The 23,065-nt window shown below is 58.5% G+C and carries 15 protein-coding genes and 2 pseudogenes; 7 read left to right on the forward strand and 10 right to left on the reverse strand.

What is annotated here, in order from left to right:
- Positions 1-22: 22 nt before the first annotated feature.
- Positions 23-676, reverse strand: a complete 654-nt coding sequence (locus CI41S_RS45005) for a hypothetical protein (protein ID WP_175607157.1) — start codon at positions 674-676, stop codon at positions 23-25.
- A 241-nt stretch (positions 677-917) separates the two neighbouring features.
- Here CI41S_RS45005 and CI41S_RS16340 point away from each other — a divergent pair.
- The 3 genes and pseudogenes from CI41S_RS16340 to CI41S_RS16350 form a co-directional block, all read left to right on the forward strand.
- Positions 918-1,673: pseudogene (locus CI41S_RS16340) on the forward strand (Mu transposase domain-containing protein); the annotation flags it as partial.
- 14 nt (positions 1,674-1,687) lie between these two features.
- Positions 1,688-2,447 (forward strand): annotated as a pseudogene (istB, locus tag CI41S_RS16345) (IS21-like element helper ATPase IstB).
- 154 nt (positions 2,448-2,601) lie between these two features.
- Positions 2,602-3,516, forward strand: a complete 915-nt coding sequence (locus CI41S_RS16350; protein ID WP_139860364.1) for a DUF3800 domain-containing protein — start codon at positions 2,602-2,604, stop codon at positions 3,514-3,516.
- A gap of 70 nt (positions 3,517-3,586) precedes the next feature.
- Here CI41S_RS16350 and CI41S_RS16355 read toward each other — a convergent pair whose 3' ends face one another.
- From CI41S_RS16355 to CI41S_RS16365, 3 genes are all read right to left on the reverse strand, one after another.
- Complete coding sequence (locus tag CI41S_RS16355; protein WP_139860366.1) at positions 3,587-3,769, reverse strand: hypothetical protein; 183 nt, start codon at positions 3,767-3,769, stop codon at positions 3,587-3,589.
- 104 nt (positions 3,770-3,873) lie between these two features.
- Positions 3,874-4,686 (reverse strand): S1/P1 nuclease, encoded by an 813-nt coding sequence (locus CI41S_RS16360; RefSeq protein ID WP_139481378.1) that lies wholly within the window; start codon positions 4,684-4,686, stop codon positions 3,874-3,876.
- A gap of 9 nt (positions 4,687-4,695) precedes the next feature.
- A complete protein-coding gene (locus CI41S_RS16365) occupies positions 4,696-6,372 on the reverse strand; it encodes a phospholipase D-like domain-containing protein (protein WP_139860369.1) in 1,677 nt (558 codons plus the stop codon).
- A gap of 890 nt (positions 6,373-7,262) precedes the next feature.
- On the opposite strand from CI41S_RS16365, the gene CI41S_RS16370 reads away from it, so the two are divergent.
- A complete protein-coding gene (locus CI41S_RS16370; protein ID WP_172626743.1) occupies positions 7,263-7,433 on the forward strand; it encodes a nucleotidyl transferase AbiEii/AbiGii toxin family protein in 171 nt (56 codons plus the stop codon).
- A gap of 793 nt (positions 7,434-8,226) precedes the next feature.
- Here CI41S_RS16370 and CI41S_RS16375 read toward each other — a convergent pair.
- From CI41S_RS16375 to CI41S_RS16385, 3 genes are all read right to left on the reverse strand, one after another.
- The gene (locus CI41S_RS16375; RefSeq protein WP_139860371.1) at positions 8,227-8,640 is read right to left on the reverse strand and encodes a hypothetical protein; all 414 of its coding nucleotides are present in this window, start codon (positions 8,638-8,640) and stop codon (positions 8,227-8,229) included.
- Positions 8,641-9,210: 570 nt separating this feature from the next.
- On the reverse strand, positions 9,211-9,417 hold the full coding sequence (locus CI41S_RS16380; RefSeq protein ID WP_283810745.1) for a cold-shock protein: 207 nt from the start codon (positions 9,415-9,417) through the stop codon (positions 9,211-9,213).
- Between the two features lie 211 nt (positions 9,418-9,628).
- Positions 9,629-11,257 carry an acyltransferase family protein gene (locus CI41S_RS16385; protein ID WP_139860373.1) on the reverse strand — a complete coding sequence of 543 codons (1,629 nt, stop codon included), beginning with the start codon at positions 11,255-11,257 and terminating at the stop codon, positions 9,629-9,631.
- Between the two features lie 978 nt (positions 11,258-12,235).
- Here CI41S_RS16385 and CI41S_RS16395 point away from each other — a divergent pair.
- The 3 genes from CI41S_RS16395 (at position 12,236) to CI41S_RS16405 (ending at position 16,456) form a co-directional block, all read left to right on the forward strand.
- Complete coding sequence (locus tag CI41S_RS16395) at positions 12,236-14,476, forward strand: tetratricopeptide repeat protein (protein ID WP_139860375.1); 2,241 nt, start codon at positions 12,236-12,238, stop codon at positions 14,474-14,476.
- 359 nt (positions 14,477-14,835) lie between these two features.
- Entirely contained in the window at positions 14,836-16,014 is a 1,179-nt protein-coding gene (locus CI41S_RS16400; protein WP_139860378.1) for an MFS transporter, read from the forward strand.
- A gap of 16 nt (positions 16,015-16,030) precedes the next feature.
- Complete coding sequence (locus CI41S_RS16405; RefSeq protein ID WP_139481388.1) at positions 16,031-16,456, forward strand: DUF3088 domain-containing protein; 426 nt, start codon at positions 16,031-16,033, stop codon at positions 16,454-16,456.
- Here the strand turns inward: CI41S_RS16405 and CI41S_RS16410 are convergent.
- The 3 genes from CI41S_RS16410 to CI41S_RS16420 form a co-directional block, all read right to left on the reverse strand.
- Positions 16,411-17,382 carry a LysR substrate-binding domain-containing protein gene (locus tag CI41S_RS16410; protein WP_139860380.1) on the reverse strand — a complete coding sequence of 324 codons (972 nt, stop codon included), beginning with the start codon at positions 17,380-17,382 and terminating at the stop codon, positions 16,411-16,413. The genes CI41S_RS16405 and CI41S_RS16410 overlap by 46 nt on opposite strands.
- Before the next feature lie 562 nt (positions 17,383-17,944).
- On the reverse strand, positions 17,945-20,089 hold the full coding sequence (locus CI41S_RS16415; protein WP_139860382.1) for a prolyl oligopeptidase family serine peptidase: 2,145 nt from the start codon (positions 20,087-20,089) through the stop codon (positions 17,945-17,947).
- A 615-nt stretch (positions 20,090-20,704) separates the two neighbouring features.
- Complete coding sequence (locus CI41S_RS16420; RefSeq protein WP_172628073.1) at positions 20,705-22,525, reverse strand: alpha,alpha-trehalose-phosphate synthase (UDP-forming); 1,821 nt, start codon at positions 22,523-22,525, stop codon at positions 20,705-20,707.
- Positions 22,526-23,065 lie beyond the last annotated feature (540 nt).

Consider the following 23,065-nt stretch of genomic DNA (forward strand, 5'->3'; position numbering starts at 1 on the left):
CCCTGCCTCATAATATATTATTTTATGCTATAGCTCGCAAGAGGTTTTTAAATACCGCACCTCGGTTCTCCAGCCACGTGGGGATGGGGGCAAACGGTTGGTAAGTGACGAAATCTCTTGGCCCAGCCCGTCCGAGGCGCTTTTTGCTAGCGCCCACCAACTTCGTGTGGGAGGCATGAACAACGACCAAGGGGATCAGCCCGCAATGCGCTGAGCACGGGCCCACTATTTTGCGGCGGAAGGCCGGCGCCGGGGAGCGACGTTGTGAGGCCATAGCGTTCAGATCGATGCGGTGGCATACCAATGATGCCAGGCTCTCAGCTCCTCGACGAGCCGCCGGACTTGCCGCGCCGGCGCCTTGGGATTGGCGGTCAGCTGCGAGGATCAGTACAAGCGCACCACCGAGAAAGATCCCGGCCCGGTGACCGGTCGCCGTGCCTCCATTGATGACGAGCCGGTCCGACCGCGAGCCGTCGGTGTCGAGGCGGGTGTCGAGCCCGATGATGCCGCCCGCGCCGGTGTAGTTGACGACGGTCAGTGTCTCGTGGCTCGACAACAGCGTCGGATCGCCGATGGGCACCATAAACTGGATCAGGCTCGGGTCGTTGACGAGGTAGGTCCGCAGCAGCACGCTACGGCCTCTCAGCAAGAGATCTCCGACGTCGAATTCGGACACCAAACTCGCCCCCCGCACATCCGCGCCTTGGGAGGACACCTTTCCGCTTCGTGGGCCTCCGGCGACGCCCGGGTTCGGATGGCATTTCGGAAATCCGCGAAGGGACCAAACGACAGAAACTCGTCCAGAATGAACAGGACAGGAGGATCCGGTTTGGCCGGATTATCCGGCATGGCGTCGAGCGCGGCCTTGCGCAGCACTTTCAAGAACGGTGCATAGGGTTCCATCCGATTGAATGGCACAAATCGTCCAGCGGTTCGTGCTGGCGCGGCTGCGCAACCGGCGCTTCTTCTCGCTTGACGAACTCAACGCGGCCATCCGCGAGGCGGTTGCCGACCTCAACGCCAGGATCATGCGCAAGCTCGGTGTGAGCCGCAACGAGTTGTTCGCACAGAGCGACAAGACGGCGCTCAAAGCCTTGCCGCCGCTGCCGTATCAGTACGCCGAGTGGAAGAAGTGCCGCGTCGCGCCCGACTATCACGTCGAGATCGCCGGTCACTACTACTCGGTGCCCTCACGTCTGATCGGCGAAGAGCTTGAGGCGCGCATTACCGACCGGACGATCGAGATCCTGCACAAGGGCGTCCGGGTCGCCAGCCACGCCCGCTCTGACGTGCCCCATCGCCACACCACGATCCCGGAGCACATGCCGAGCGCGCACCGGCGCTATGCCGAATGGACGCCAGCACGGATCAAACGAGAAGCCGCCAAGATCGGCCCCGCCACGATCGCTCTCGTCGAGGCGATCATGAAAGCCAAGCCACACCCCGAGCAGGGCTTCCGGGCTTGTCTCGGCATTCTGCGGCTCGCGCGCAGCTACGGCTCGGCCCGCATCGAGGCCGCCTGCCGGCGCGGTAACGACATCGGCGCGACCTCCTACGGCTCGATCAAGTCGATCCTGCAGCACGGGCTCGATCGCGCCTACGCAAACGAGAGGCCGCCGGACGACCCACCGATCCGCCACGGCAATATCCGCGGCACCGATTACTACCACTGAAGAAAGGAGAGACGATGTTGACACATCCCACCCACAATCGCCTCGTCGCACTCGGGCTTAACGGCATGGCGAAGGCCCTCGACGAACAGCAGCGACAGCCCGACATCGCCACGCTGGCCTTTGAGGAGCGCCTCGCACTACTGGTCGACCGTGAGGCGACCGAGCGCGAGAACAAGCGGCTGATTGCTCGGTTGCGGTTCGCCAGCCTCCGGCAGAACGCCGTCGTCGAGGATATCGACATGAAGGCGCCGCGCGGGCTCGACAAGCCGCTGTTCCAAAAGCTCGTCGCCGGCGAGTGGATCGACCGGCATCAGAACCTGCTCATCATCGGCCCGACCGGCGTCGGCAAGAGCTGGATCGCTTGCGCCTTGGGCCACAAGGCCTGCCGGGACAACCGCTCCGTGCTCTATCAGCGGCTGCCGCGGCTGTTCGAGGCGCTCACCCTCGCGCGGGGCGACGGCCGCCATGCTCGCCTCCTCAGGACCCTGGCGCGCGTCGAGCTTCTGGTCCTCGACGACTGGGGACTTGCCCCGATGACTGCCGAGCAGCAACGCGACCTGTTGGAGATGATGGAGGATCGCCATGGCCGCGGCTCGACCGTGGTGACAAGCCAGCTCCCGGTCGAGCATTGGCACGAGCTCATCGGCAACCCAACCATTGCCGACGCTATCCTCGATCGCCTCGTGCAAAGCCCACAGGCTCACCCTCAAGGGCGAGAGCCTACGCAAAGCCGCCGCCAAGCGTCAGACGCTTGACGACGAGCCCGCCAACTGACCTGATGACGACGTCGTCGCGAGAGCCCGCCTCGGCAGGCGGCCGGGATCATCGGAATCCCTGGCCGGCTTCGCTCGGAATCCGCGGCCGACTTCGTCGGAATGCGCATTGGGCCGCCTGCTGGTTTCTGAGGCGGACTGGAAGGAATAAGCGGTTGAACTTGCTTCAGGCCTTTACCGATGATTCCAAAGCGCAAGCTGGCGACAAGCGATTGTTCATGGCTGGCTACCTTCATCGGGCCGACGTCTGGGCCGCATTCTCGAGGGACTGGCAAAGCGAACTGAAAGCCTGGCCCGCGATCGAGTACCTGAAAGCATCCGAAGCTTATAGCCGTAACGGGCAATTTCATCATAGCCGGTGGGATGACAAGATGCGGGATGCCAAGCTCAACTCCCTTGCGGACATCATCGCCCACTACAGGCCAATCTCCTACCAGGTTTCGGCGAACGGCCAGCTGTTTGAGAAGGAGCTAAAGCCGGTCTCGCCTTATGGCTTCGGCCGGCTACATTTCACGATATGCTTTTCCGTCATCTCTGCCGTCTCGCGCTATGTCGCGGAGAGCCCGGTACGGGCGCCTATCCAGTTCATATTCGACGAGCAACAGGGCATCGATGCCGATGTCGAGATGCTCTTTGACGAGATGATCAAGTCCCTCCCGAGGGAGGCCCAGAAACTGATCGATGGGCGCCCGGTATTCAAGAGTGACAAGGAGCTTCAGTACGCTCCATTACAGGCAGCCGATCTCCTTGCATGGCATTTGCGCCGTGAGCACGAGACGGGTGAGAAGCTTGTGCTGACGAGCCGACTCATGAGCGGCGATGCCCACATCGTCCAAGAAATTCCAGATGAAATGCTTCGCAGTTGGGCCAGCCACCACGCCACGTTACCAGGCGTTCCGCTCCTCCGATCAAAGCAGCAATGGAAGGATTTCAAGGCGACGCTGAAGACGCTTACCGACACCGGCATCTACCCCTCAAAGATCAAGGGTCCCGGCATCTATTATCCGGAAGGAACAAGCGCGCTGGCGCGAGCAATAGATTGGGTAAGGCGCCGGTTTAGAAAGGCATAAAACCGTGATCACGGCCAGCGCATAGCGCTTAGAAGGAGTTTAGCTCCGTTGCATCCCTGTCGCTATTTCTTCAGCGAATGGCAAGAAAGCCGGTAATGATCGTAGCAGCCATGGCTGCGAGGAAGAGACCCACCATGGCTAAGGCCGGGATACGAATGTTTGAACTGTTGCAAAGCTGTTCAACCGCTTCCTCGCGCGGCTCGGCCGGATCAGGGGCGTTCATCGCGCGATCTAGCGCATCAAGTGAATACATGTGAGCAACACATCGACCGGAACATGGTAGCCCCACAACATCAATTCCGGCTTCATAAAATGTCTCACACGAGAGAAAAGCAGCCACGCAGGTCCCTGCGGCCGTCAATCTGCGAAGATGCTGTCGAGGAGATGCGCAAGACGAACGCCTGCTTTCTGCAGTTGCTCCCTCACGATCGGATCGCTCACGGCAAAGTACGCAGCGTCGATGTTCACGCTGCCGCCCTCGGGCGGGTCACAAGACTTTCCATGCATCGTGCAGTATCCGGTCTTGACGGCCTCGGCGATGCCAAAGGACTCATTCGCCCAGTCATGCGTTTCAGAAGCGTTCCAATCCGAAATCTGCTGTGGCGTCATGGCATCGATAAGCTTATCGGCCGCGGCCTTCACGTCCGTCCCGACGGCATGAGCCACGAGGCAGTTATCCCACGCCGAGTGAAGATTCCGGCTGCATGCCCCCGTGACGTCGATGTTGTTTCCGCCGCGGTCGTCGGCAAAGGAAACATGGAGCGGTTGATGGATATCGCCGACCCAATGACCCAACGACTTGAGTGCAATCAGCCGGTCGGCGGTTTTCTCCGCCTTGGAGGCGACGTTCTTCGTATCATTGAGGATCGCGGTTACGACGCATTCGCTCGCGCCGCCACAGTCATCCGCGTCGAGGCCCTTCGAGTCCCGGGGGAGATTGAGGAAATGGCGTGGCGGGTGAATGCGAGGATGATCTGGGAATACGCAAGAGTCTGAGAAATTGTCGAACTCCGAGTCCGATTTGATCAGCTTACGGACGGCGGCCCGGGTGTCCGGCTGCGCAAGGCGGAATGCGATTTCACATACGATCTTGTGACCCTCGTCACCCCAAGCCGCGGCCTGCCCGCAGAAGGCCATCCACATGACGATCGCAAACGACAGACAACGCATGATGCTCTCCTACTGTCCCGAGAAGTACAGCCGCTTCAAGAACCGATCGGTCCCCTTCCCGAAATAGTTGGCGCTGGGCCGCTCCCCGTCGATCCAGCTTGGGTTATCGATCAGGTATTTGCGGAGAAGGGCCGCGGCGGGTGTCTGATTGTCCTTGAACGACAGGGACTCGCGGAAGGCGTAGTGCGAAAACAGCCTCATGAATTCGCCGAGATAGATGTCGGCCAGGATTTCATTGCCCTGGATCACCAGCATGTTTTCATCGTTGGTGATCGCAGACGCATCAGAGAAGTTTGCAGAGCCGACGATGATGACCGGGTTCGGGCCAAGCGGGTCGGAGATCATATATTTGGTGTGAACGTAGAGAACGTGTTGCTCGTCGGTGATCCTGTCGATTTCCTGGAGCCAGCGGTCAAAATTGTTCAGCTCTACCTTGTGGCCCACCGACACGATCGTATTGGGCAATTTCCGGATGCGATCGATCTCGGCGGACTGTTGCTTCATCGTCTTGCCGTTGCCCTTTTTCTCCATCAGGGCGAACCGCAAAACGTCGTCCTTGCGTTCGTAAACCTCCACGAAGCGGCTGTTCATGCCGAAAGCAAACGTCATGAAGAGCGCCCGATCGCTCTTGCCGGCAATTTCGGCGTACCAGTCCATCGCACTCAATTCGGTCTGGGGCGAGAAAACGGGCACGACCTCCTTGTCCCAGGGGTCCGCAGGGACGGGCGTCGCCTCGTCATTCGCTTCGGCCGTGGGCTTCTTGGTCAAATCCTTGTTTAGCAAGGTCCAGTATTCGAAATACTTCTCCGCGATGTCGGGATCGCGCACGATGTGGGCATTGTTGGAATGGCCGTAGATGCCGTTCTCGCTAAGATTGGTCGATCCGGTCCAGACCTGCTTCGACTTGTCGCCCTTGCGAAAAATGAGAAACTTGTTGTGTGCGAACTGCCCCGTATGGAGGCGCGGCTTTACCATCTTGCCAAGGCCGCTCCCCTTCATGGCGTCCTTGTTCTTTTCGCCTTGGGTCTTCCCATCGTAAAGTATCTTGACGGTTGCGCCGCGATCCTGGGCCTCTTTGAGCGCGGCATATATCTCTTTGTTCTTGAACTCGAAGAAGGCGCCGTAGAGCTCGTCGCCATCACCCGCTTGCTTGATATATGTCTGGAGCCCTTCAACCAGACCGCGTGACAGCCAGTTGAAAGCGGCTTGGCCGACCTCATCGGGTGGCCGGTTTTGAAAGCGCCGCGCATATTCCTGCGACGCCACGGCGCCCCGGTTGAAGAAGACGGCATGCTTGCCGATCTCTGTGCCTTCCGTTTTGACCTTTAGCGAGACGCTCTCGCCGTCCTCCAGCGCTTTTGGCGTCCCGCACCGTGGGACGATGCGGTAGGTGTAGTCGGTAACCTCATCGACGGTGTAGTCCGACCACTGAAAGGTCTGTAGGGGGTTCTTGTAGGACGAGACGGGAACCCCTGGCGCCGGCGTCGGGTCTACCGCTTCGAACGTCTTCATGCCCGGCAGCCAGATGACCTCACCGTCCGAGTGACGGGTCCGCTCAACGGCAAAACCCAAAACCTTGTCCTTGCGAATGGACGCGGCGGGGTAGTCCCATCCCATCAACACGACATGTGTGCCTGCGACGGCGAGTGCGGGAAATGGGTCGTTCGGCTTGCTTTTCTTGCGCATGAGGCCTCCTCAATGACTTCCAGGATGGGCATCAAGTATTCGGATGGTGAAGTAACGCCTGCGTTGCCGCGAAAATCGTCTTACAAACAATTCAATCCGCGCGGCCGACATTGCCGGTCACGAGGGGACGGCCCCGAAATCCTTGTCGGATACAGGTCCATAGAGATTTCAAATTCTTCTTGGCGCCCCAAGCCCGGCGCGCTGTGAAATTGTGCAACATGTCGCATGCAATTACAAGACGTGCGGAAAGATCGCACGCCTGCGGTGGGTTGCCGCAGCACCTAGTGCTCGCCGATGATCATCGCGTTGTCGATCAGGAAATTGCGGCCCGTCATCTCGGACGGGTTGTTCTGAAGGTACAGGTCCACGGCAAACTGAAATGTCTTTGCACCGGGCTTCACGGGAAAGGAGAATAGGTTGCGTTCCCAGGAAACGCTCTCACCGGGATACGCCCCGCAAATGACACTGTGAATCGTTCACTCGCCACCATCAAAGCGGCCCTGCATCCGCAACGATGAAATCGCAGTTGTGCTCCGCAGCCGGCCTTGGATTTGTCGACCTCTTGAAGTCAAACCGTGCCCAGATCTTGGAGACGTTGCTCACATCAAAAATGACGGAATTCTTCGTGCTGGTGAGGACGGTTGCGCCGGAAACCAAAGGATTATCTGCGGCGCGAAGTTCATCGATTTCCGGCCGCTGACGGCTTCGGTGCTATTTTCGATTGGGCTAAGCAACCGTGGTTGACGAATGGGAGGCGGTGAGAGCTCATGCGCTCTGCGGAGCTTGTGTTTGAACGATAAGCCGACACTCGATGAACTGGTCGACGTGCAGGCCCATTACGGCTTGCCGAGCGCGGCGCTTGTCGAGAAGGTTGGCACGTCGTTCGGGCCTTGGCGGCCATCGCCGCCGTCGATCCGGGCGATTTCCGGCTCGTTTTCGGGGGCGGCACGGCCTTGAGCCGCCCCTACAGGCTGACGAAGCGAATGTCAGCAGACGTTGACCTGAAAATCGTCGGCAATGCCAATCCCTCGCGCGGTGCTCTTCCGCAAATCCCGGACTGACATTACCAACGTCATGCTCGCAGCGGGCTTCGCGTTCGATCCCGAGAACGAGGAACACCGCGTCTCGATGTAGTCATTACACCAAATACATGCTGCCCTACGTGGCTCAGGCCGAGGGCAGCCGGGGGCTTCGGGCTTATCCAGCCTATGATGGGAGGGGATATTAGGAGCGCCCCATTCGTCTTGAGGATCGCAGTACGTAGCAGTCGTCCCCGGACGCGAGGGACGCGATCGTGAGGATCGCCGCAAGCGGCTCAAATACGAGATACAAAGTGATTAAGCCGCATCGTGGCGCTTCACCTCGAAGTCCATCGTGCTGAACTCGACGCGTTCAACATGGCAGACCCGGATGCTGTTTGGATCGAGTTTCAGCGCGGGTTTGCGCTTGTCCGCATTCCAATCAATAAAACTCCCTGCTTCGAACTGAAAATCGGGCAGCGGGAATCATCAAAGGCCGTCTTTTTCTTTTTCCCGGTAGTTGCACCCAGACCCAATAATCGTGACCTCCGTCCTCGCCATGATCGTACAGTGAGGCCGAAAGCTTGACGCTCAAAGTCGTCGCGTCCGTGTAATGAACGGTCTGTTCGGCGATGGTGCGGCCGCTGTTGACGGTATCAGCGGGGCGGAGCCTGACTCAACGACACTAAGCGCGGGATGATGTCCGTCAATGGCCTGGTTGCATACGACCCATGTTACGCAGCATCACACTTGTTTGTCGCATCTCCTCCGTCCAACGGATCGAATGCCGCACCCATCTTGCGAGGGGACGGGAAATAGTTGGCGTCAAGCCACTTCATGCTGTACGCCGATCAGACCGGGCCTTCCTGCGGCGCCGCCGCGGCCAGCGACGACGATCGCAGGGAGCACCATGTGGCTTAGCGGCATCCAACGCATGCGCATGAAGTTCGCTGGACGGAGGATCGATGGCTGATTGGGGCCGCTCTCTTTGATCGGCGACCGTTTTTTCGAGCGCAGAGAGGAATTGCCGCCCCTCTTGCGTGATTTCCCATCCGAGAGCATCGCGAATGACAAGCTTCGCGGAAAAGATATTCAGATCCGGCACCTGTTCGGCCAAACGCTTCATGCGATCGGTCCAGTCGCGGCCGCTGTTCATCAGGATTTCCACGGCCCGTCGGACTTCGGCAACGGAGGCCCGCCCGGCGGACTGGCCGGCCAGCACTTTCAGGACGGTCAGCTGGAAGGACACTTGCCGTGTCTCCGATGGGCTGTGTGTGTAGTTCCCTGTGCAGTGGATCAAGGTCGGGGGCGGATCGTCAATAACGTGCCGCCGTTAACCTCAACTATATTGGGTAAGGAAGCGAGCGCCGGCCTCTCCTGAAATCGCTCGTTGGCTCGTGCGCGAGCGATGCTTGAGCGGGCACGGACGTCAGCGCTGCAGGCTCGTACGTCCATAACGGACAAATTCCCCTCGGTAAGCTCCTTCAGAAGCGACAGCACAAACTTTGCGCCGTGAGCGACGGCGGTGCAGTAAGTTGCTGTGAGACATGCGCGGCGTACACCTCCTAATCCGCCGGGCAGGAGCGTACGGTTCGGACCCTTCATGGCACCAAGGTTATCGTGTCAGATCCGCACTGCTCCAACGCAAAATCCGGAACTCGCTGTGGCATCGGCGAGTAATGCCTTGATTGAAGACTGCCATGGGGCTTGCGGCAAAGTCTCAGTTGGAAGCGACAGTCGTAAAGGACCGTCCGGCGCACCAGACACAGCATCGCCTGACAGGTGCAAGATCACAGGCGAGCCCGGAGGCGCACGTCAATCAGCCAACCCGAAGATCCTCAGCTGAGGTCTTGCCCGAGCGCCCGGCCTTGATCTCGTAACTGACCCGAGCCCCCTCTTCGAGGGTGGCGTAGCCGGCCTTTTCCACGGCGCTGATGTGCACGAAGACATCGGCACTTCCGTCGTCCGGCCGAATAAAGCCATAACCTTTGCTGGAATTGAACCACTTTACAATACCCATCGCCACGGCGGCATCTCCATCAGTGAACCTTCGTGATCTAGCGAAGAGTCTCGCAGCCATCAAGGTGGGCGGCAAAAAGACGCCCGTCCGCTGCGGAAGTCACGTCCGCGACTTTTTTTGCCCGATGACTGAGGTGCTGCCCCTTTTGTGCGGCGGCCGACAACAAGACTCTGATGTCGGAGATCCTCGCTTCAGGTGGCGGGATTCCGCATGCGACTCAATCATCGCGCGCCACCTGGTCACAGGAGAGCCGCAGAGCCGACGACGTAGCATTTGCATCCGGAGCCGAGTTGAAGCGAATGCTGCGGTCCCCCTTGCAGAACCAGGCGACGGCAAACTCCTTTGCGCAACCCGGAGCAGGATCAGCAATCCGCGCCATCTCTGCACGAAACGTACACTCGCTCTTACCATTACACGCTTCTGCAAGCGCATCCGTGGTGTTGCCGCGCGCTGACATCCAGCGGCAATTGCCGCCATACGTTCCGGAAACGACCGAAATACCCGATTGCGTGATGGCATCTCCGGTCGCATTCCGCAGTGCATACGCGGCCGCCGCACCAACAAGAGCGGCAAAGCCGACAGTTCCCAATCGCACCAGGAGCCTGCGCTGTTCCGCCGAGGCCGCCTGATAGGCGCCGCGAATTCGCCTGCGGGCCGGCACCTCGAAGCCGAAATGCAACAGGATCGCGGCGCAAGTCGCCAGGGCGAAAGCAAGAGCGAACGCACCGAGATGGCCAAGCAGTTGGCTCGCCGTTTCCCAACGCACCACCGGAAAACGCCGGAAGATGATGATGTGTATAAGATAGAGGGCAAAGCTGGCCTCGCCCAGAAAGACAAGCCACCTTGCGGACAACAGCCGTCCTGCAGTGCTGGCGGGCTGAGCCGCGGCGACAACGATGAGCGCAACCGGCGCCGCCAGAGCGATATTGTTGCGTGCAATATCGAACAGGCTCATGGAAACCCCAAATGCCGGCTTGTGGGCGGTAAACCAGAACACCCAACCGATCGTGCCGACGCCAACAAGCGTCGCGATGTCGAGCAGAGCGCGAGACGGTCTGAAATCCTGCGCCGACCACACTTCATGGAGCCGCGCCAGGCAACAGCCCAGAACAAACTCCCACACCCTGCAAAACGGCGAAAAGTAAACGATCCAGAGAATCAACGTGTTCTTCCAGTTCGGCAGAGCCGCCTCCGCCCCGTAGGCATGAAGCGCAAACAGGTTGATGCGGCCCTGCAGCATGCGCACGGCAAGGTCAATGCCAAGCTCGATTGCGACCGCTCCAATGGCGCACAAAATCGCAGCCGGCGCAGTTCTGATTCGCACAAGGAGAGGGCAAACGAGAGGAAAAACGAGATAGAAGAACCATTCGGTGCTCACTGACCAGGAGACGATGCCGACCTCCTCGTACTGCCAGACCGGCGCAACACCAGCAACATTTGCGAAAAACCAGCTTTGCACCATCCCGAGTTGAAACGGGACAAGGTGCGCTGAGAATCCTTCGGCCGGCGCCTTGGTTCCGAGAAGCCACGGCCAGACCATCGGTCCAGTCAGTAATTCGACGAGGAAGAGAACAACAAACAGAGGATAGATTCGCGCTATGCGCGCCACGAGAAAGTCCGGGATCGCTTTCCGCGGGCTGCTCACAATCGAGCTGCCATAGTTATACTGAATGACAAAACCACTCAGCGTGAAGAAGACGGACATCCCGAGCAGGCCCAGTGTCCCGATGCTGATATCGAGTGCGAGACTCGGTCCCTGCAGGAAAAGGCTGCCGCCGTGAGACAAGGCTACCGCTGCTGCCGCGACAAACCGGATGCCGGTCAGCGCGGGTATCTGCTTAACCATCGATGTCGCTCGTCATTTGCGAGGTGGGTACAAATCCTGGCGATCGATGGCACCAAAGGCACGCAGGACAGAACGCGAGCGGCAAGGAGGGCTGATCGCATGGCGCGAGCGCGCCATGCCATCAGCCAAACTCCTTCGGAAGCTCAAATCCGTCATCAGAGCGCCCGCGCAGCTTATTGGAAAGCCGGCTGGCGCTGAAACTCCGCCTTCTGGTAGGGCTACTCGGATTTAAGGCCCATATTCCGACCTGCTCCGGTCCAAGCTACGGGTCCAATCCCTGCCATGCTTGAGCCGCCAGTGTCTCACCGAAGGCTTTTCTGAATGGGTCGTAGCAAGCCGACCCGCTTCCTCTGCGAACGGAAGTTGGGGCGCAAGGTGTCCGATGAAAGTCCAGCTCGGAGCAAGTCGCTGTTATTCGTGGCGGGCAGCCTCACAACGGGTCCATACGCCAGATCAGCTCCGTTTGCGAGAAAGCGCAAAGGCTATCATCAGCCAGCCGCAAGGGGTTTCATATGCAGCAGTGGACCGCACAAAGTATCGATCCTCATGGCACTCCTTGCGACGAGGTCCATCCCACCAACCGGACCAAGGCACCTTAGGGTGAGATCGCGACAGCTGAACCCATCGCGAAGGCGCGCAACTATTGAGCCGACCGGACAGTCACTCCGAGCCGCGCGTTCAATCTTTTTGACAGCGACTGTCAAGGAATCTCGCTGCGGATTGGTAGAGCAATTCATTATTATTGTCCTGCACGACTGGCCGCGCTTTCGCTTCGGCCTGGCGTGCCAGAGAAGGAAAGGACATGTGATGAAAAAGAAGATCGCTGAGATCAAGACCACGATCCGCACCACCACTCCGTACACGGGTACGCTCTAGGTTGGTGCGACGGATGAATGAATCTACCTGATGAGAGCATAGCGGCATTGGAGGGTGGTCGTTTCGACCACCCTCTTTTTTGTGACAATTCGGGAGAGTAATATGGTTGATTTGATCCAGCAGCGCGTGCTTTCAGCCATATCAGCATCCGTCGAACTCAGTCCCATCACGATTTTGAAGGCGGAAGCGGGTATGACACCGGTGCCGACGATCAAATCGGCACTCGCGAGCTCTCATTTCAACATCTTGATCAGCGATGGCGACTGGCGGACCGGCGGCTATCTTGCCGGGCTGCAAACACTCATCGACGGCGAACTGAGCTGGGCCAAAGAAAATAGGCCAAAACTGGTTGAGGCGGCACAACAATCCCTGAAGCGGCTGTTCCCTCTCCTAGACAGCGACGCCTTCACCGTGCCGAAAGATCTCACCAATACCTCGAGCAAGGAGGAGCGTACCCGGTTCTATCATCATGAATATCAAAATAAGCTCCTGGTCGGGCTAGCCGAATTCCTGATCAACTGTGTCAAACAGCGCAACGAGCGTCACATCATTGTCATCGACCGGGCGGCTGCCCTGTCCGGCTCGGCCAGGAACCTGATCAAGCTGCTCGTCAGGCTGGATGACGATGGACGGCTGTTTCGGTTCGTTCTGATCGATTATGAGCAACGCCTTTATTTCCCGGACGCCAGCGAAGTTCATTTCGGCAGATATAGCTCGCAAGAGCTGGGGCCAACCTTTGATCCGGATCTCGCCCCGGAGAAGCACCGGCAGATCTATGAGGCAAGTGGCGGCAATCCGTTGATTGCAGAGGCTTTAAGCAAATGCGCAGCCGCCGGATTGCCGGTCATCGGCTATCTCGACCCGGTCGCAATCGTGGACCTCTATCTGGCCGGTCTCGATACCGGGGAACGCCACGTTCTTCTCAAATCGTACATCGAATCCAACTGCACGACGACTGATCTGATCGCCCAACGAAACTATGCAATTTTCGAGCAGGCGACCGCAGATCATCTGCACGAGCAGCTGCACCAGGCCTGCCTGGAGCGTTATCTGGCGGGCAAGGCACCTCTCGTCATGCTTCATGCGCTATCGATACGGGACAAGCACAAGCGTCTGGAACTGCTTGCAGAACCAAGTCAGATCCTCCAGAGCATTGGCCTCTACGATCTCTGGTTTGGCTACTTCGGAGAACTTTTCGCCGACCCCGCGCTTCGCACCTACGGCTCCGGGGATGCTAGCGTGAATGCCGCCTTCATCAACGCGGCTTTTGTGCTGTACTCACTGGGCTGCGGGCGGGTGTCGGTTCCCTATCTGGATGAATTCTACAAAACCTTCCCAAAGAGCCGATACACGCCAACGGTTCTCTATGCCCAATCAATGACGTATGCACGCTATCAGCAACCGGTCAACCTCACGCTGGCCGAAGAGTACGCGTTACGGAACCTGGAGACCATCGAGCGGGATTTCAGGGAGCACGAAAAGTACGATTACATCAAGGTGTTTGCAGAGAACGCCTATGCTTACATCAAGGCCAAACAGCAGAAGTACGGCGAAGCCCTCGCCTTTTGCGCCGAAGGCCTTGGTAAGATGCTCAAGGCGTATGGCGACGAGCGCTTCAAGCTTCACCAATCGATTCTGATCTACAATACCAGTCAGGTCTATGAACTCATCGACGAACTTTCTCGGGCTGAGAAGCAGTTGCGTGAGGCCATTGCGTATGATCCCTACTATGGAGAGTATCACAACGACCTGGGCAACCTGCTTTCGAAAGTGGCTGGAAGGGAGGCTGAGGCTTTGGAGGCCTATGCGCGCGCCATTGAACTTTGCCCACCCTATTATGAGGCTCATCTGAACAGGGCCGCACTTCGCAACAGGATGGGAGATACCGCAGGGGTGCTCGCCGATCTCGACAGGACACTTGTCATCAAGCCAAACGAATGGCGAGCTCATTTCGAGAAGGGCAACGTCTTGATGCGGCAAGATAGGCCGAAAGCTGCTCTGGAGTCCTATCTGGCGGCGGCCGAAATCAATTCCAAAAACGCCGACTTGCAAAGCAATCTTGGCCTTGCCTATTCCGAGCTCGGTAGGGCGAGCGTTAGCATCGCACACTATCTTCGAGCCCTGGAACTCAATCCTTGGCATGCGCCGACGCACAACAATCTCGCCATCGAGTACTTCAACGAGGGCCGGCCAGATATGTCATTGAACCATGCGACCGTGGCTGTCGAGATCGGGGAAGATCCAGACTACCTCCTCACCCGCGAGCACATCGAGAAAAGCCTGCAAGCTGACCTGGCTTCGCGGCGGGACCGAGCTTCTGCATCTTCCGCGAAGCCTGTGTGAGCTCTCGGCTCATGGCACTCTTGTCATCGAGCCCGAGCGGCGTGCGAAGGGATCGCTAAGGACATGGTCGCTGCACCTCAAAGCTCCGGCGGGGTCTAGCGGATGCTGCTGCGGCAAGCGCTGCAACTCAGGCTGACCGGCAAAGCAACCGCCTTGGCCGGCATAGTCGCCAATGACCGAAAACCACTTGGAGGTACTGGGAGGCAGTTAGGTAAGTTGCCTTTTGCCAAGCCGTCCTATTGCGAGAGCGTACGTCGTGGCTTGCGGAGCTCATCGCACCGATGTCGCGTCACAAGACCAATGCCATGCGCCTTCCCTTCTGAGTCAAGCGCTATGATCCTCGATGAGCTAAGTCAACAATGAGCGGGGCGCGCACACGCCAGTTCGTCTATCTCTCGCATTTGATCATTCAGATTGGCGGCTGGGCGTTCCGTATCGGCATCCTGATCGGCCTTCTGCAATCCGGCATGAGCGCCGCGGGCCTCGGCATTGCGGTCACTTTTGCGCCGATCATGCTTGGCAGCCTCTTCCTGTCGCCGCTGGTCGACCGAGGTGATCCAAGCTCAGCCATGATGATCGTCAATGCGGTTCGGATATGCGCGCTGCTCGCCATCTTCGGCGCCAAGGACGCCGATTCATTTCAGAGCTTTGCCGCAATGGCCACCCTGAGCCTTGTCCAGCCCGTCTATTTGTCCGCAGAGGTTGCTTTCTTTCGTCGTATCACATCGGAAGAAGGCATGATCTCGGTGCTGCGCAATATCGCCAATATCGACTGGCTCACCTATCTGCTCGGAATGTTGGCAGGGGCCATGCTGTCCGATCAATTGCACTTGCCTGGCGTTTTAGCCTTCAACATGTCGGCGATCATCCTGTCCTTGATTGTGCTCCTTGGCATCAAGCAGCAGTTCAGAAGGACGCCAGCAGTGCTTGAAGCGCGGCCTTCGGGAACCGTCCTGGACTTGGCACCGCTCTATCCTGCATTCCTGGCTGTCTTTCTGCTCAACCTCGGCGCCGGCATCATCAACGTCTATCCTGCGATACATGCCACGGCTGACGGGGTTCTCGACAAAAGCGTTCTGTTGACGATCGTCATGACGAACGGCGTTTTTGCCTTGCTGGGTGCTCTAGCCGTAAAGCCGATTTACGAGCTGATCGGCGCTTTGCCAACCATCGCCGGGGCAGCAGTGCTGCTTGCGGCATGCCTTGTAATGATGTCACTCGATGCAGGTCTGCCCGTGGTGGTCGCATCCAGCAGCGCAATGCTTGGTTTCGGCCAGATATTTGCGGCTGCCGCTCACGGGTACATGGTGTCCTCAGTGTCTCCCGACCGGGCCGGTCGCCTTTCCGGGTTATTTCAATGTTGCACCTATAGCGGCGTTGCGGGAAATGGCATCGCTTTGTCGTTTCTAGGTAATAGGCTTGCTCTCGGCACGATCGTTCTCCTATGCGCGGCGAGCGCATTTGTTGCCTTTGCCGTTGCGACTTTCGCGGTGGTCCGGTCAAGGGATTCTCAAGCTTCGTGTCCTGCCGATCGCTAGATCAGGGATCCACACCATGCCATGGGATCAGCTATTCCTGTTAGAACGTCCCTTTGCAGATCCGGCCTTGCCGGGGCGACAATTCTATTGCTGGCAATGCTTGCTATTGGACGGGTTGCTGTCCGCATTTCCAAGTCGCGCTGCTAGGCTCGACGTTCGTCGGATTTCATGGGCGAGGCCACGAGCCGCGCTCATCGAGAGGCTTGGGCGGGGTCATCAGTCCGCGCCGGTTCTGATTCTGGAGAAAGAAAGCCCTTTACCAGAGCATGCGAAGTACGCGAACGGGCTCGCCTATGTCGACGATGTGTTTGCAATCCTTGATCTTCTGGCTGCGCGCCACGGATTTCCGGCGCCTTACCCCTCGAGCAGTCGGCATCTTATAGCCCATGATGGTCATCAACGACTTGACGTCAGCAGTCGCCGATCGGGCAGCTTTGATTGAGCGGCTTGCTTGATCTGCCAAGTTGGAGCCCCGAATGGCGATGGCTGATGATCCTGGCTCAGTATGTCTGACAGCGCCCAGCGCTCAAACCGTTCGACAGCCGCGTTATTTCGCGCGTTCCCATTGACAAATATGTAGATTGAGCGATTGACCGGAACAAAGCCAAATGGAGCTACAAGTTCTCCTTTCTCAAGGTTGCTTCTTACCAGAATTTGCGAGGATATTGCGGCCCCCAGCCCACTTTTTGCCGCCTCCATGGCCAAGGAAAATGTATCGAACACGACCTTGCGCGTTTCCTGCAAGCATATTGCAGCTGCGCTGGCCCATTCGCTCCAGGCGTCCAGCCTGTCGGCCTCGTGCAACAGAGGGACAGACAGAATATCTTCCGGGCTTTTGATCGCCTCGAGCGTAGCAGGCGCACAGACTGGGCCAATCATCTCATTTGAAGTGTGCATCTCGCGAACGGAGAGCGGCCGCTTCAGCGGGCCGGCGACAAACAATACGTCCAACGCACCAACAGCGAGCGCGTCAAGATCGGCCTCGGTTTCAAAAACAAGGTCAATGTCCGGATAGAGTTTGCGAAACCGACCGATACGGGGCAACAGGCCGTGCGACAAAAATGTGGCTGAGCACCCGACCACCACGGAACGTCCTGCATTGCGCCTTCGTAGCTCATAGCATCCCCTCTCGAGCATGGTGAACGCACTCGCACAGCTGCGCTTGAGCTGTTCGCCGTCGGATGTCAGGCGCACGCCCGAACTATGGCGCACGAATAGTCTCCTGCCGAACCAATCCTCAAGCAGGCGCATCTGGTAGCTTACCGCGCCGGTCGTCATATTTAGCCGCTCGGCCGCCCTTGAGAAACTTGGAAACTCGCTAACTGCCTCAAACAGATGGAGGCTTTTCAGGATCGGTAGCTTGCGCATCTTTCTTTCCTGCCTCTCACTGGGATCGCTGTTGTGGAGCCGTGCAGTGTGCAGCGATTTTCTCCCGCACCGACACCGTCATCGCTGACTGCCGGGACCGCGCACGACCGAGACCTCCTAGGTATCGGCCTGTCACCGCGAGCTCAGCGACTTGGCCCCCTGCCCCAGCCGTTCGAGCAGCTATCGATCTAGGCATAACCCTTGAGATCCGGTGCCCCTGGCACGGTTAGATTCCATATTCATTCGGCGCAGGGTTCATCGCCGCGCGAGTTCTCCCAAAAGCCAGAACGGAGCTTGAGATTTGGAATGCCAACTCGTGGGTCAATTTAGCTCATCAAAACGTTGACCTGTCATTGCAAGGCGCCTTGCCAGCCATATTGCATGACGAGCCGGAAATGCGGGATTGTGTTCGAACACCTCTTGCGCTGCGGGAACGCGTCCAGTTCCCCTTGAAATCTGCAGCATCTTGCCCGTTTGCCTGGTTCTGTGTATCGCCTCGATGAATTCCAGCTGACGGATGTGGTGACGTCGAGATCATGAATGGTCTGGAGCTTGCTTCGATCTATTCAGAACAAAGCCGCCTCGATGCGTAGGTGTATTCAAGGGCCAGTCGACGCGCCGTTTCGATGAGGTTGGCCGCCGCGCTGTGTCCTCCATCGATGTTCTCGTAATAGAAGTAAGGCTGGCTCAGGGCGGCGAGCTTTGCTGCGGCCTTGCGGCCGTGCGCGGGATGCACACGATCGTCCTTGGTGGAGGTAAGAATTAAAGGCGCGGGGTATGGCTTGCCCGGCACGAGTTTCTGATAGGGCGAGTAGCCTTCGATCCACGCACGCTGCTCGGGAAAAGCTGGATCGCCGTACTCGCCGATCCAGGAGGCGCCGGCGCCCAATTTGGGGTATCGAAGCATGTCAAACAGCGGCACCTGAATGATCGCCGCGTTGAAGAGCTCGGGGCGTTGGGTGATTGCGGTGCCAACGAGTAGCCCGCCCTGGCTGCCGCCTATCACTCCTAGCCGGCGCGGACTTGCGATCTTGCGGCGGATCAAGTCCTCGGCAACGGCGATGAAATCATCCCACGTCGTCTGCTTCGTCGCCCGCTGGGCTGCTTGATGCCATTGGGGGCCAAACTCGCCACCCCCGCGCAGATTTGCAACGACATAGGCGTTGCCCTGTTCAAGCCAGAGCCGCCCCACAGGGCCTAGATAAGAGGGTAGAAGCGAAACCTGGAACCCGCCATAGCCATAAAGAAGTGTCGGAATGGCGCCGTCAAACCTTGCGTTTTTCGGTCTCACCAAGGAATACGGAATTGACGTGCCATCACGCGAAGTCGCTTCGAACTGCTCTACGACAAGCTTGGAGGCATCGAAGGCAGTAGGTGTCGTCTTCAATTGCTCGAGTTTTTGAATTTCGGCATCAAAATACCAGACTGACGTTGGCCTAAGATAGCTTGAGACGGCGAACATGGCCTGGTCCGCTTCGTCGGAGGCGGCTGTCACGCCGACATTGGTATGTTCCGGCAGCGGGATCGGCGTCTCCGACCAGGCTTCCTGATCGTACTTGTAAACGAACGCTTTGCTTTGAACGTTATCCAGGATCGTCAGAATCAACAGGTTCTTTGTGAAGCTTGTCCCGCTCAGCGCCTGGCGAGGCCCAGGCTTGAAGACAAGCGAGGCTTTGGCGTGCAGCGGATCCGCTTTCCATTCGGCCAGATCATACGAGATCAGCGCGCCGGCACTGAAGCTGACATCCCTGGAGGGGCTCCATTCCTCATCGAGCTTCACAAGCAGGCGGCCACTCACGAGGCCTACGATCGCCGCTTTCTTCGGCAGATTGAGTTTGACGAGCCCATCGGGGCGGAAAAGCACGTACTCATGCTCGAAAAACCCGATCGCGCGGATGACCCCGGTCGCATGAACATGACCTTCATTGTCTCGAAGCACCAAGGGCACCGCCCGAACATCGTTGGGATCGCCGCGAAAAACCTCGCGCGCCTCGCTGAGCGGTTGAGCGCGTTTGAGCTCCTTGACCACGAACGGGTAGCCGGCCTGCGTCAAAGAGCCCTCGCCCCAGTCCCTTGCAATAAGGAGCGTGTCACGATCGAGCCAGCTGACGCTCTGCTTCCCCTCCGGAAGATAAAAGCCGTCCGCAACGAAGGTTTTGGCCTCGCGGTCGAACTCGCGTATGGACGCAGCATCCTTGCCGCCATCGGAAAGACTAATCAGGCAAAGACGCTCTTCAGGCGGAAGGCAGCTGGCGCCGTGAAAGATCCAGTTCTTGTTCTCGGCAACCGCCAAGGCGTCCACGTCAAGGATGGTTTCCCACGGTGGGTCTTGGCGACGATAGCTCTCAAGCGTGGTGCGCCGCCAGATGCCGCGCACATGGTCCTCATCTTTCCAAAAATTCTCCAACCCGCGACGCCCCAGCGAAACGTATGGAATTCGATCCTTGGCCTGCAAGATTGAGAGCGCCTGTTCGTAGAAGACCCGATAGCGAGGATCTGATTGGAGCACGCCGAGTGTCTTCTCGCTCTCGGCGCGGACCCAAGCCAATGCGCCCGGTCCTTCGATCTCCTCGAGCCAGAGGAATGGATCGTCAGTGACCGCCGCAGCTGCCTTTCGCTCCTGTGAAGGCGAACGCTCCCGTGAAAGCCCAATGGAAGTGAAGCAGGCAATCGAAAGCAGCGCTGCGGAGAGGACTGAGGTGTTCATGGACTTGCTCCGGCTGAGGTCGAGCGGCCACGCGGGCCTGGCGCGTCAAGCAGAAGCCGCAGAAAGTACGCAACGCATGACATGGCTCGGCTCGCTCCCTCGCGAAGCGTTCACTGCAAGCTGCATGCCGACCAAAGCGCCGCAAGTTTCAGCCGCTCAGGGGTACGCGACGATGTCCGTTTGCCGACATTGGTTGCCAAACAGACAGGGCGATGTCGGCGAGATCGAGTGTCAGACAGCAGCATCGGATCTTCAGCGGCCAAGAACCCAAACAGTGGGACGCTCCCCGCCCGCCATCCGAACGCTTACCTCCGAATATGAAGCACGTTCTTCCGAGCGGGGTCATCGGGCAGACTTGTCGACGCGCATCAGCATGACATAGAACAGCGCGTTGATCAGCAGCCAGATCGCGATCAGCTGATCGCCGTGTGCAGGGCAATCTCCGATTGGTGACTGTAAGTATCTGCTGCGACGTTCCGTTCATCATGCGGGGCCAGCGAACCGCGCCAGCCGCCAGACCTGTATTGTGCCTCTCGCCTGCTACAGAAGCGCAATCCGCCGTGTGCTGTTCGCCCCGTCAGTCCTCCCCGGCACTGGACTGTCAGGGGACCAGAACTAGGCGAAGCTTTCCGGTGCCGGCAGAACCCAGAGTCTGTCCTGCGTATGCATCAGTGGAGCCGCCAGCGCCTCAAAGCTTGACTTAACGTCTGCATAGGCCGCCTCCTTCAAGGCGGCATCCGCGGGGTCGACCTCGTTGAAAGCAGTCAAAGCCGTGGCATAATTCTGGTACAGCGGCATTTGAGCTTCGTTGGTCCAGCCAAGACCGAGATGGAGGAACTGATCAGCAGGAACAGTGACGCGGCTTTTGTCCAGTTCGCTAATGTAGTCCGCCGCCCAGTCGTGGATTGTATAGGATTCAATCTTGTCCATCATCGGGCGCCAGCGGGTGACACGCTCCTCAAGCGGCATGTGCGTCGCCCTCGAAATAGCGGCTGCGATCTCTTCAGGGTGGTTCGGATCCACCAGAAGCGCTTCGTTCTCGTTGAAGTCTTCAGCTGCGCCCGCAAATTTGGATAGGACCAGCACGCCAGGATTCTTCGGGTCTTGTGCCGCAACATATTCTTTCGCCACGAGATTCATGCCGTCGCGCAACGGGGTCACGACGCCGACATGGGCGGCGCGGTAAAGCCGCGCGAGTGCGGCCTGGCTGAACGAATCGTTCTTGTAGTGGATCGGGCTCCACCTGTCTGTGCCATGCTCGGCATTGACCCGGTTGATCGCGCTCTCCACCTCTTCTCTATATTTCTGATACTGCTCGACATCGGCGCGTGAGGACGGTGCGATCTGCAACAGAGAGATGCTGTGGGGCTCCGTCCTTAGAGGCTGATTGAACCCTTCGACCCGCTTGTCGATACCCTTCGTATAATCGAGCCGGTCCACGCCGATCGCAAACTTGGATCCCTCGAAGTTTTGCAACAGTGACGAGACTTTTTCTTGCTCTGCAGGAGAGAGATCTGCAGCGAGATAGTCTGCGAACTGCTTGGGATCGATCCCGATTGGGAACTTTTTCAGTCGCGTCTGACCGCGCTCCGTGGTGACGACGACATCCGTAGTCTCCAGCCCGAAATGGGTTCGGAGATACGCTGAGTAGTTGTTCAGATCCCGGTTCGTCTGGAATCCGAGCAGATCATACTTCAGCGTCGACTTCATCAGTTCGCGATGATTGGGCACGTACTCGACCATATCGGGCGCGGGCCACGGCGTATGAAGGAAGAAGCCGGTCGGCCGGTCGATACCGAGTTCATACAGTCGGGCGCCGAGCGGGAGCAAATGATAGTCATGCACCCAGAATAGGTCCCGGTCCCGTACGTCGAAGACGGCACCCGCAATAAAATCGTTGGTCCTTTGATAGCCTTCATAATCGTGTTCCGAGACCGACATCCGGTCCGGCAGCGAGTGCAATGCCGGCCATAGCGTCGAGTTCGAAAAACCACGATAATAGCCAGCATGGTCAGCAGCCGGCAGATCGAGCCTGGCGACAAAGCCCGCCCCAGTCTCCACCAGTGGCAGGGGTCGCTCGGTCCCGTCGCCCCGGTTCTCCGAGGAGCCCACCCAGACCGCGCCGGACCGTTGCACCACCGGCTCGAGGCCCGCGGCAAGGCCGCCGGTCTGGGGTTTACTGGGGTCGAAGGGCGCAACGCGGTTCGAAATGACGACAAGCTTCAGATCAGGTTGCTGGTTGACCACATCTGCCACCTCGTCCGAGACAATAGAATGGGTAGGACCTGCACCGCCTGGTTCATCCAGCTCCGGCGATATCTCGTCCAGCCGCTGGTCAAAAGCGTGCTGGTTTATAGTTTCATCTTGCTGGGTAGCGCCTGATGTACTGCTGTAGGCCAAGGCTGCCATGTAGAGCGCATCACGGATTCGAACCATCTCAAAACTCCGTTTGACGATGTTTGCGTTGATCAGTCGCAGATCAGCCCCGAGAGATATCCCCACGCCAGGATGGCAGGGCTAGCTTTCGGGAAGCTGACCGGTCGCGCCAGGTGGCCAGACTGCTGATTGGAGGCGAGGTCGTGGAAGGGGCTGCCGAATGTCGGATTTGGAGGCAAGACGATCAGTCCGATGCAGGCGAAGCAATGCTGAAGTGTCGAGACTCAATGGTCCTCGACGCAATAGAGGAACCAGGAGCTATGGGCCATATCACCTAGATATCGCCGGGCATCTGTGTATGGTCACCGGCCGATCCCGCAGATCTTGATTGCCGGCGCCGCACGGCCCGAAGCGTCTCGGCGATACGATATAGCCAGCCATTAACGTGCTGTTGGCCGATGTGGTCCGCCCGCGGCGCATCAATGCGCCCAAAATCGTAAACCGCCCGCGGAGGAGCTTCTTCTAGCGATCGACTTGCAAACATTGGCCCCCAGATGTGGACCTGCGCGAAGCGACAACTCGACTGATCCCACTACATCC

The sequence above is a fragment of the Bradyrhizobium ivorense genome (assembly GCF_900696085.1).
Classification (GTDB): Bacteria; Pseudomonadota; Alphaproteobacteria; order Rhizobiales; family Xanthobacteraceae; genus Bradyrhizobium; species Bradyrhizobium ivorense.

Coding starts and splice junctions, on each gene's coding strand:
- CI41S_RS16355 (WP_139860366.1), bottom strand. CDS start 3,769: ATGTATTCACTTGATGCGCTAGATCGCGCGATGAACGCCCCTGATCCG.
- CI41S_RS16360 (WP_139481378.1), bottom strand. CDS start 4,686: ATGCGTTGTCTGTCGTTTGCGATCGTCATGTGGATGGCCTTCTGCGGG.
- CI41S_RS16365 (WP_139860369.1), bottom strand. CDS start 6,372: ATGCGCAAGAAAAGCAAGCCGAACGACCCATTTCCCGCACTCGCCGTC.
- CI41S_RS16385 (WP_139860373.1), bottom strand. CDS start 11,257: ATGGTTAAGCAGATACCCGCGCTGACCGGCATCCGGTTTGTCGCGGCA.
- CI41S_RS16395 (WP_139860375.1), top strand. CDS start 12,236: ATGGTTGATTTGATCCAGCAGCGCGTGCTTTCAGCCATATCAGCATCC.
- CI41S_RS16400 (WP_139860378.1), top strand. CDS start 14,836: ATGAGCGGGGCGCGCACACGCCAGTTCGTCTATCTCTCGCATTTGATC.
- CI41S_RS16405 (WP_139481388.1), top strand. CDS start 16,031: ATGCCATGGGATCAGCTATTCCTGTTAGAACGTCCCTTTGCAGATCCG.
- CI41S_RS16410 (WP_139860380.1), bottom strand. CDS start 17,382: ATGCGCAAGCTACCGATCCTGAAAAGCCTCCATCTGTTTGAGGCAGTT.
- CI41S_RS16415 (WP_139860382.1), bottom strand. CDS start 20,089: ATGAACACCTCAGTCCTCTCCGCAGCGCTGCTTTCGATTGCCTGCTTC.
- CI41S_RS16420 (WP_172628073.1), bottom strand. CDS start 22,525: ATGGTTCGAATCCGTGATGCGCTCTACATGGCAGCCTTGGCCTACAGC.